This is a genomic window from Glycomyces algeriensis (assembly GCF_027622855.1).
GTDB lineage: Bacteria > Actinomycetota > Actinomycetes > Mycobacteriales > Micromonosporaceae > Glycomyces > Glycomyces algeriensis.
In genome coordinates, this window is sequence record NZ_JAPZVR010000024.1 from 47775 (window position 1) to 57290 (window position 9516).

Here is a 9516-nt window from a genome sequence, read left to right on the forward strand (position 1 = left end):
TACGACTGCCAGCGGTGGTCGCGATGAGCATCGACCCGGCCCTCGCCTTCAACGGCGTCTCCCTGACCTTCGCGAACGGGACCCGTGCGCTCGACGAAGTGGACCTCGAGATCCGCCCCGGCGAGTTCGTCTCCCTGGTCGGACCCTCCGGCTGCGGCAAGTCGACGATGCTCCGCCTGGCGGCCGGATTCGAGACGGCCACGAGCGGCACCGTCGACCTCGCCAGCGACCACCTCGGGTACGTCTTCCAGGAGGCCAGCCTCCTGCCCTGGCGCACCGTCGCCCGCAACGTCGAGCTCCCCGCCGAACTCGCCGGAGTGCCGAAAGCCGAACGGCGCGAACGCGCCCGCGACGCCATCGAACGCGTCGGCCTCGCCGGGTTCGAGCACCACCGCCCCGCCCAGCTCTCCGGCGGCATGCGCATGCGCGCCTCCATCGCCCGCGCCCTCACCCTCCGCCCCGAGGTGTTCCTCTTCGACGAGCCCTTCGGCGCGCTCGACGAGATCACCCGCCAGCGCCTCAACGAGGAGGTCGGCAACCTCTTCGTCCGCGACGGGTTCGCGGGCGTCTTCGTCACCCACTCCGTTCCCGAGTCGGTGTTCATGTCCACCCGCGTGGTCGTCCTCAACGGCCAGCCCGGCAAGGTCGCCGCCGACATCCCCGTCCCGTTCGCGTACCCGCGCGACCCGGAGCTGCGCTACACCGCCGAGTTCGCCGAACTCGCCTCCGAGGTCTCGGCGGCCCTGCGCGGCGCGAAGCAGGAGGCCCGCGCATGACCGCCACCCTCGAAGCCGTGCAAGCCCCTGCCGCGCAGGCGAAAACGCCGAAGCGCCCGCTCTGGCCGTTCAAGACCGCCCCCGTCCGGGTCTTCGCGCCCGTCGTCGTCTTCGTCCTCGTGATCGCCGCCTGGGCCGCCTCGAGCCACCTCCTCATCCCCGAGGCGTCCCGCTTCCTCCTGCCCTCGCCCGAAGAGGTCCTCGCCGAAGGCCTGCTCGACGCGGTGGCGCGCACCGAGATCCTGACGGCCCTCTGGTCCACGGTCCAGGTCGCGCTCGTCGGCCTGGCCCTCGCGATCGTCCTCGGCGTGCTGTTCGCGGTCGTGATGAGCCAGACCCGCTGGGCCGAGTACTCCCTGTACCCGTACGCGGTGGTGCTGCAGACGATCCCGATCCTCGCGGTCGTCCCGCTGTTTGGGTTCTGGTTCGGGTACGAGTTCGGCTCCCGCGTGATCGTCTGCGTCATGGTGGCGCTGTTCCCGGTCATCACGAACACCCTCTTCGGCCTCAAATCGGTGAGCAGCGCCGAGCACGACCTGTTCACCCTCCACGGCGCGAGCCGCTTCCAGCGCCTGTGGAAGCTGCAGCTGCCCGCCGCGCTCCCGGCCATGATCTCCGGGTTCAAGATCTCCGGCGGCCAGGCCATCATCGGCTCCATCGTCGCGGACTTCTTCTTCCGCCAAGGCGTTCCGGGCATCGGCCGCATGATCGACGTCTACCGCCAGCGCCTCGCCACCGAGGAGCTCCTCACCGCCCTGCTGCTCTCCTCGCTCGTCGGCCTGGCCCTGTTCTGGTGCTTCGACTTCCTCGCCGGACGCGTGGACCGGCTGCACGGCAAGCGCTGAGCGACCCACCCGCTGCGCGCCCTCCCATCGCCGCGAGCGCGCCCCTCACCGACCCCCCATCGACCCTTTTGGAGTTCCCATGAACCGCCGCATCACCGCCGCAGCCGCGGTCGCGACTGGCGCGAGCCTCCTCGCCGCGTGCACCGCGACCACCTCCGCGACTCCCGAACCCACCGGCGAAGGGCCGCTCGCGGACATCTGCCCGTCCACTGTGGTGATCCAGACGGACTGGTTCGCCACCCCCGAGCGCGCCGCGGCGTTCCAGCTCGTCGGCCCCGACGGCACTGTGGACGCCGCGAAGGGCGCCTACGTCGGGCCGCTCGGCGACACCGGCGTCAATGTCGAAGTGAGCCTTGGCGGTCCCTTCCTCGGCGGCCAGCCGGTCCCGGCGCAGATGTACCAGGACACGTCGATCACCCTCGGTTTCGTGCCCACGGACGACGCGGTGCGCGCCAACGCCGAGTTCCCGGTGACGGGCGTGTTCGCCTCGCTCGACATCAACCCGCAGATCATCATGTTCGACCCGGCGACGTACGACATCGACAGCTGGGACGACGTGCCGGGAACCGGCGCGCCGGTCGTGTACAGCGAGGGCAAGGTCTTCATGGACTACCTCGTCGCGAACGGCTATGTCGATGAGTCCCAGGCGGACGCGTCGTTCGACGGCACGCCCGCGCGGTTCGTGGCGGACGGCGGCACCTCGATGCAGCAGGGGTACGTCTCGAACGAGCCGTACCGCTGGGAGCACGACGTCGAGGGCTGGATGAAGCCGGCCGACTACCTGCTCGTGCACGAGTCCGGGTACGAGATCTACCCGCACGCGTGGTCGGTGCGCTCGGGCGAGCTCGAGGAGCTGAGCCCCTGCCTGGAGGCGCTGGTGCCGATGCTCCAGCAGGCCCAGGTCGACTACGTCACCGATCCCGGGCCGGTGAACGAGGCGATCCTTCGCATCGCGGAGACCATTCCGGACGGTCCGCCGATCACGTTGGAGGGCAACACCGACTCGGTCGCGGTGCAGCTCGAGGAGGGGATCGTGGGCAACGGTCCCGATGCGACGCTAGGGAACTTCGACGAGGAGCGGGTGCAGCGGGTGATCGACTCGGTCGTGCCGATCTTCGCGGGCTACGGCGAGGAGATCCCGGAGGGCATCACGCCGGCCGACATCATGACGAACGAGTTCATCGACGAGTCGATCGGCCTCCAGTGACGCGCCTCGACGCCATCACCGGGGCGAGCCTCCCGGGCGGTCCGGCCGACCTGATCCTCCTTGGGGGACAGGTCGTCCGGGCCGCCGCGCCAGGCAGCGTCGGTCTGAACGCATCCATCGAGAGCCTGGGCGTGCGGACCAGCGGGCCCGGCGCACCCGTCGGGGGCACCGAAGCCCGGGCGGCGGCGCCCGGCAGGGTCGGCCCGAACGTACCCACCGAGAGCAATGGCGCCCGGGCTGCCGCGCCCGGCGACGATACCGGTCGGCGCGCACCAGTCGGGGGCGTGAACGCCCGGGCCGTCGCGCCGGGCCGCACCACCGGCCCGGACGCGCCCGTCGGGGATGTCGCGGGCGTCGATGATCGGGCGTCCGCATCCATCGGTAACACAATCAGCGCATCCCGGGTCTTCGACGCTGCGGGCCGGGTCGTGCTGCCCGCCTTTGTCGACGCGCACGTCCATCTCGACAAGGCCTACCTGCTGGAACCGATCGCGAACGAGCTCGCGGCCGAGGGCGCGAAGCTCACCGCCGACCTGGGCGACGCCATCGCCACCGTCGCGCGGCTCCGTCCGCGCCTCGGCCCCGAAGTGGTCGCCGCAGGGGCGCAGCGCGCCGTGGACACGTTGGTGCGCAACGGCACTGTGGCCGCCCGCGCGATGGTCGAGATCGACCCCGCGGTCGGCCTCGGGCTCATGGACCTCCACGCCGACCTGGCCGCCCGCAACGCCGGCCGGATCGGCCTCCAGCTCGTGGCTTTCCCCCAGCGCGGCCTCGAGCTCGACGGCATGCGCGAACTCATGAAGGGCGCCATGGCCGCCGGGGCGGACGTGGTCGGCGGCTGTCCCTACGTCGACGACGACCCGGGTGCCCACCTCGACTTCGTCTTCGATCTCGCCGAGGCGTACGGCGCCCCCGTCGACCTGCATCTCGACTTCAGCGACGACCCGGAGGCGTCCCTCATCGACCTCGTGGCCGAACGCACCCGCGCCGCCGGCATGCAGGGCAGGGTCGCGATCGGCCACGTCACCACGCTCGCCGCCATGGCGCCGGACCGCGCCGACCGGGCGTTCGCCGCGATGGCCGAGGCCGGCATCGCCCTGGCGGTCATGCCCGCCACCGATGTCTACCTCACCGGCCATCCGCGCGAGGCCAGCGGCTGGCACGCGACCCGCCCGGTCGCCCCGCTCCTGCGGGCCGCACGCGCCGGCGTCACGGTCGCGATCACCAACAACAACCTGTGCAATCCGTTCGCGCCCTATGGGAACGGCAGCCAGCTCCAAGCCGCTTGGCTCGCGGGCCTGCTCTTCCGCGCCGTCGCCGCCGCCGATCGGGCGACGCTCATCGACGCGATCACCGTGAACCCAGCGCAGATCCTCGGGCTCCCGGAGCACGGTCCGACCCCGGGAGCCAGGGCCGACCTGGTCGTCCTTGAAGCGGCGAACCAGGACGAGGCGCTGTTGCAATGCTCCAAGGTCGCAGCCGTGGTTCGTGCCGGAGTGCGCATCGAGTAGGACGAGTGCCGGTCGCGGGCTTTCCTCGCGTCCGTTCACTCGTTCGCTTGAACCCCGCGAGCAGCATCCGCCGAGTTTGCCCCGATTCGCGCACCGTTGTTCGACTCGGTTGCCGCCCTTGACCTCGAACGACTACCGAGACGTCGTACCCGTCTGGGAGGGTGTCCTTTTCACTGGTAGTGGTGAAGGTGGGATCGGGAGGGTACCCGGGACCGCCCGTACGGCCTCGCGCCGCGCCGCGGCGCGGCGCCGGTCCGGGCCGGTCGGCGTCCCGCCGCCCGCCCGACTTCCGGAGACCGAACGCGATGCCGGCACCGACGATCACGGCCCCCGCGATATCCGCGACGGTCACCGGCGCGATGCCGAGCACCGCGGTCGTGAGGAGCGCACCGACCGGCACGAGCCCGGCCAGCAGGCCGCTGCGGTCGGCCCCGATGCGGCGAAGCGCGTTGTACCACAACAGGAACGCTACGGCCGTGACCAGCACACCGAGGTAGACGTAGGCCGCGCCTTCGGCGAGCGTCGGCATTCGCAGTGCGTCCGCCCCTTCGAGCCCCAGCCCCGCAACGAGCAGCATCGGTACGGCGAGCGTTGCGGCGTAAGCGGACACCCGCGTGGGTCCCAGTTTCGGCAGCAACGGGATCGCGAGCAGGGAGAACAGCACCTCGCATCCGAGCGCGCCGATGGCCAGCAGCAGGCCCGCGACACTGCCGGAGCCGAGCCCGGCGGCGACGGCCGTGCCGCCTGCGACCACCATCGCCGCGATCACCGTCCTGCGTGAAGGCTTGCGCCGCTGCAGGACCGGGGCGAGCAGCGCCAGCGCCACCGGCACGGCCCCAACGACAGAGCCGATCATCGCAGGGCTCGCGTGCCGGGTCGCCTCGATGAGGAAGAGATTGAACCCGGCGAGGCCGGTGGCAGCGAGGGCCACGAGCAGCAGGACGTCGCGCACGGTGAGCCGGACGCGGGGGAGCCGCTGCGCCCGGACCACGGCCAGCAGGATCACGGCGGCAAGCGCGAAGCGGATCGACTGTCCGATCAGGACCGGATAGTCCGCAATCGTCGCCGCCACCGCGGTCGAGGTGCCGACGAGCAGCATCGCGACTCCGCCGCCGATGATCGCGAGGCGTTGGGCGGCAGCGCGATTGAGGATGCCGGACCGCTGTACTACGCCGTCGCCGTCGCCGTCGCCGTCGCCGTCGCCGCCGTCGCCGCCGTGGACGCTAGAGCGCTGAACCGCACTGTGGGCGCTGGACCGTTGAGCCACGCCGTTGCCGTGGTCAGCGGATCGCTCAACCGCCCCCTGGGCGCTGGATCGCTGCACCGCGCCGTCACCGCCGCCGTGGTCGCCCGATCGCTGTACTGCGGCACCGTCGAGAGGTTGGTGGCTCACGGCGCGACCGCTGCCGTTGCCGCCCCGGCCCCAGCCGAAGCCCCGTCCTTTGCGCCGCCGTCGAGCACGGTCCGGGTGACCCGTTCGCTGATGGCGGCAACGAGCGCCCGGGGCCGACGCGGCATGAGGTGCGCATTCAAGGCGTTGCCGAGGCCCGGCGTCACATAGGCCCGGTCGCGGTCGAGGGCACGCAACGCGGTGCGCACCACCCGGTCCGCCGGGATCAGGGCGCCGAACGAGGCGGCCTTCTCGTTGCCGATGGCCTCGACGAACCCGGTCGGCACCGGCCCGGGGCAGACGGCGAGGACCTTCACGCCGCGTCCGCGGTACTCGTTCCGCAGCGCGAGGCTGAAGTTGAGCACGAAGGTCTTGGCCGCGCTGTAGACCGCGAAGTACGGGGAGGGCTGGAACGCGGCGGTCGAAGCGATGTTCACGACCGCGCCGCCGCCGTTCGCGAGCATCCCGGGCAGCAGCTCATGGCTGAGATCGACCAGGGCGACGACGTTGACCATCAGCTGATCGTGGTCGCGCGCCCCGGAGATCTCCTCGAACCGGCCGCACGTGCCGAACCCGGCGTTGTTCACGAGCAGGCCGACCTGCAGGCCGCGGGCGTCCAGCTTGATCTTGATGCGCTGCGCCGCATCGGGTTCGACGAGGTCCTGCACGATGACCTCGGCCTTCACGCCGTGCTCGGCGCGGATGCGGCGGGCCTCGGCCTCGAGCCGGTCGCCGCTGCGGGCCACCAGGACCACATCGTGGCCGCGTGCGGCGAGCTGCGATGCGAACTCCGCGCCGAGCCCGGAGGAGGCGCCGGTGATGAGGGCTGTGCTTGACATGGTCGTGCTCCGTTCCATCGGTATCTGAGACAGAACAGTACGCGAAAATCCAAAAAACGCAACAGTGAAGTTCCATTTAATTCGATTACGCCGACGTTCGTGTATCGTTTGTGCAGCACGAGGGACGGGAGCGACATGGAACCGACGACGAAGCGGCCGCTGCGGGCCGACGCCGAGCGCAGCGTGCGCGCGATCCTGGAGGCCGCCGAGCGGGTGCTCGCCGCCGATCCAGGCGCGTCGATGGAGCAGATCGCGACCGCCGCGGGCCTCGCCCGCACCACGGTCCACCGCCGCTTCGCCAACCGCCAGGCCGTCCTCGACGCCCTCGCGGTCTCGGCCGCCCGCCAGCTCCTCGACGCCGTCGACGACGGCCGCCCCGACACCGCGCCGCCGCTCGTCGCGATTCACCGGATCACCGCGAACGTGCTACAGGTCAAGTACTCCTGGACCTACGCCCTCGGCCTCCCCCCGGAACCCGGCAGCGAGGCGGCCCGCCTCCACGCCGAAGTCCAGGCCCGCTGCATGGCCGTCTTCCAACGCGCCCAACGCGACGGCCTTCTCAGCCCGGACGCCGACCTCGACTGGGCCCGGCGCGTCTACTACGCGCTCGTCGGCGAATCCCTCCACGGCAACGACGCGAACGCCGACCCCGACACCATCGCCGCCCGCCTCGTCGATACCTTCCTCCACGGCTTCGCCGCCGCGAGATAACCCCATCACGCTGCCCCGGAACGAGTTACGCCACCGCGAAATGGCCGCATCCCCATAGGCGGGACACGCATCAAGCCCATCACCCTGGGCGGGAACGAGTTTCGCCGCCGCGCGGTGAGGCTGATGCCTCGTTGCGCGGCGGCGTGGGTCGAGCCTTCGTCTCCTTAGGCGTCGAGCGCCTCGGTGATCTTCTGCGCCATCGCGGCCATGCTCGGGCCCGGCTCGCCCTTGTGCGCACGGGTGGCCGCTCCGACCGCAGTGACCACAGTGGTCCGGAAGTTCGCCGCCTCCGCCGCGTCCTGCGCCTTGAGCAGCTGCACGGACTCAGTGAGCGCGGGCAGGACCTGGTCGGCCAGGGCCGCAGCCGACTTCGCCTTCAGCTTGAAGTCGTTCTTCTTCGAGGCCAGCACGTGCCCGACGGCGCCGGTCGCGGAGGCGTAGGACAGCGTCCCATCCGTCGCGACCCGGTGGGCCGACCCGGAGATCCCGGCGAACGACATGAGCGTGACGGCGCCGAAAGCGGCGGTGCGGATGGTGGTGGTGTCCTGGGCGGTGAGGTTGACGTTCATGACTTGCTCCGTTTTCGTTTCGGTCTTGCTTGCTGATGAAGCAACTATCGACCGCCCGCCTTGCACCGCCCTGACATCGCCCTGACACCTCCGCTGACAAGGACCGGCGGGCCCCGCGCGTCCGCAAAGGGCAAGGCCCGCAACGACACTCAGAACCCGCGCAGCACTCGTCCCGGTCAGAGGTGAGAGCCGCCGGTGGCGTCGATGACCTGGCCGGTGGTCCAGCGGCCCGCCGCCGAGGCGAGGAACAGGACCGGTCCGGTGAGGTCCTGCGGCCGGCCGACCCGGCCGAGGGCGGACCTGGACGCGGCGGCGGCCTGCGCTTCGGCGTTGCCGCGCAGCCAGGAGGCGTTGATGTCGGTGTCGACGATGCCCGGCGCGACCGTGTTCACCGTGATGCCGCGGGGCCCGAGCTCGGCGGCGAGCGCCAGCGTGAACGTGTCGACCGCGCCCTTGGCCATCGCGTAGGCGATGCCCTCGGGGAAGGCGATGCGGGTGACCCCGGAGCCGATGTTGATGATGCGGCCGCCGTCGGGGATGAGCTCCAGGGCCCTGCGGGTGATGAAGAACGGCGACTTGGTGTTCACGGCGAAGACGCGGTCGTAGTCGGCCTCGCTGACTGCGCCAATGCCGCCGGGCGCGCCGATGCCGGCGTTGTTGACGAGGATGTCGAGCGGGTCGCCGCGCAGTTCGGAGGCGAGGGCGTCGATGAGCGTGTCGGCCGCGCCGGGCTCCGCGAGATCGGCTTGGACGCTGAAGGCACTGCCCCCTGCGGCTTCGATCGCCGCGACGGTCTCCTTCGCGGCCTGCGCGTTCGCGTTGTAGTGGACGGCCACGCGGGCGCCCGCCCCGGCCATCTCGACGGCGATGGCGCGGCCGATGCCACGGCTGGCGCCGGTGACGAGTGCGGTCTTTCCCGAGAGGGTGAACATGGCGGCTCCTTTATTGATCGATCGCTCAAGAATGCGACCGGCATGACGCTACCAGATTCTTGAGCGATCGCTATATAATGGGTTCGTGACAAGAGGAAGGCCCAGGTCATTCGACCGAGACGCGGCACTCGAGCAGGCCCTGCGCGTGTTCTGGCAGTACGGGTACGAGCCCGCCTCCATCGCCGTGCTCACCGACGTGATGGGCATCCGGCCCGCCAGCCTCTACGCCGCCTTCGGCGACAAGCGCCGCCTCTTCAGCGAAGCGGTCGCCCGCTACCAGGCCACCTACGGCGCCTTCACCACTGCGGCCCTCACCGAGGAACCCACCGCGCGCGGCGCGATCGAGCGAATGCTCCGCGAGATCGCGGCCAACTACACCGACCCCAGCCACCCGCCCGGGTGCCTCGTCATCTCCGGCGCGGTCAATCACGGCCCCGACGCCGCCGACGTCGAAGCGGAACTGAAGGAGATCCGGGCCCGAGGCCGGGAGGCCGTCGCCGAACGCCTCCGTGCCGGCATCGCGAGCCGCGAACTTCCCCAGGACGCCGACCCCGAAGCACTCGCCGAGTTCGTCGCGGCCGTCGTCCGCGGCATGTCGCGCTCCGCCCAGGACGGCGCCACCACCGAAGAGCTCCTCGCCGTCGCCGAACTGGCCATGAAAGCCTGCCCCCAGGCCTGAAGTGCCGCAAGGAATCCGACCGCAGGGAGTCGCCACCTCCGGTGCTGTGAACGCGTA

Annotated in this window: 9 protein-coding genes and 1 pseudogene; 6 read left to right on the forward strand and 4 right to left on the reverse strand. The window is 71.0% G+C overall.

From position 1 onward, the window contains the following. The first annotated feature begins 23 nt into the window (after positions 1-23). From O2L52_RS24240 to O2L52_RS24255, 4 genes are all read left to right on the forward strand, one after another. A complete protein-coding gene (locus O2L52_RS24240; RefSeq protein ID WP_270118797.1) occupies positions 24-776 on the forward strand; it encodes an ABC transporter ATP-binding protein in 753 nt (250 codons plus the stop codon). Further along, entirely contained in the window at positions 773-1621 is an 849-nt protein-coding gene (locus O2L52_RS24245; protein ID WP_270118798.1) for an ABC transporter permease, read from the forward strand. Before O2L52_RS24240 ends, O2L52_RS24245 begins: the two co-directional genes overlap by 4 nt. Before the next feature lie 79 nt (positions 1622-1700). Then, positions 1701-2828 (forward strand): hypothetical protein, encoded by a 1128-nt coding sequence (locus O2L52_RS24250; protein WP_270118799.1) that lies wholly within the window; start codon positions 1701-1703, stop codon positions 2826-2828. 428 nt (positions 2829-3256) lie between these two features. Next, positions 3257-4339: an amidohydrolase family protein gene (locus O2L52_RS24255; protein ID WP_270118800.1), complete on the forward strand. Its 1083-nt coding sequence runs from the start codon at positions 3257-3259 to the stop codon at positions 4337-4339. A gap of 310 nt (positions 4340-4649) precedes the next feature. Here the strand turns inward: O2L52_RS24255 and O2L52_RS24260 are convergent. Continuing rightward, a pseudogene (locus O2L52_RS24260) lies at positions 4650-5732 on the reverse strand (DMT family transporter); the annotation flags it as partial. Beyond that, positions 5729-6568, reverse strand: coding sequence for an SDR family NAD(P)-dependent oxidoreductase (locus O2L52_RS24265; RefSeq protein ID WP_270116078.1), 840 nt, complete (start codon positions 6566-6568; stop codon positions 5729-5731). The pseudogene O2L52_RS24260 and the gene O2L52_RS24265, both read right to left, overlap by 4 nt. A gap of 135 nt (positions 6569-6703) precedes the next feature. On the opposite strand from O2L52_RS24265, the gene O2L52_RS24270 reads away from it, so the two are divergent. Beyond that, positions 6704-7279: a TetR/AcrR family transcriptional regulator gene (locus O2L52_RS24270; RefSeq protein WP_270116079.1), complete on the forward strand. Its 576-nt coding sequence runs from the start codon at positions 6704-6706 to the stop codon at positions 7277-7279. 164 nt (positions 7280-7443) lie between these two features. Here the strand turns inward: O2L52_RS24270 and O2L52_RS24275 are convergent, their stop codons facing one another. Both O2L52_RS24275 and O2L52_RS24280 read right to left on the reverse strand, forming a co-directional pair. Then, positions 7444-7848 (reverse strand): hypothetical protein, encoded by a 405-nt coding sequence (locus O2L52_RS24275; protein WP_270116080.1) that lies wholly within the window; start codon positions 7846-7848, stop codon positions 7444-7446. Positions 7849-8024: 176 nt separating this feature from the next. Next, the gene (locus tag O2L52_RS24280) at positions 8025-8780 is read right to left on the reverse strand and encodes an SDR family NAD(P)-dependent oxidoreductase (RefSeq protein ID WP_270116082.1); all 756 of its coding nucleotides are present in this window, start codon (positions 8778-8780) and stop codon (positions 8025-8027) included. An 85-nt stretch (positions 8781-8865) separates the two neighbouring features. Here O2L52_RS24280 and O2L52_RS24285 point away from each other — a divergent pair, with 85 nt between their 5' ends. After that, on the forward strand, positions 8866-9459 hold the full coding sequence (locus O2L52_RS24285; protein ID WP_270116083.1) for a TetR/AcrR family transcriptional regulator: 594 nt from the start codon (positions 8866-8868) through the stop codon (positions 9457-9459). Positions 9460-9516: the final 57 nt, after the last annotated feature.

Coding starts and splice junctions, on each gene's coding strand:
- O2L52_RS24245 (WP_270118798.1), top strand. CDS start 773: ATGACCGCCACCCTCGAAGCCGTGCAAGCCCCTGCCGCGCAGGCGAAA.
- O2L52_RS24275 (WP_270116080.1), bottom strand. CDS start 7,848: ATGAACGTCAACCTCACCGCCCAGGACACCACCACCATCCGCACCGCC.
- O2L52_RS24240 (WP_270118797.1), top strand. CDS start 24: ATGAGCATCGACCCGGCCCTCGCCTTCAACGGCGTCTCCCTGACCTTC.
- O2L52_RS24270 (WP_270116079.1), top strand. CDS start 6,704: ATGGAACCGACGACGAAGCGGCCGCTGCGGGCCGACGCCGAGCGCAGC.
- O2L52_RS24265 (WP_270116078.1), bottom strand. CDS start 6,568: ATGTCAAGCACAGCCCTCATCACCGGCGCCTCCTCCGGGCTCGGCGCG.
- O2L52_RS24280 (WP_270116082.1), bottom strand. CDS start 8,780: ATGTTCACCCTCTCGGGAAAGACCGCACTCGTCACCGGCGCCAGCCGT.
- O2L52_RS24250 (WP_270118799.1), top strand. CDS start 1,701: ATGAACCGCCGCATCACCGCCGCAGCCGCGGTCGCGACTGGCGCGAGC.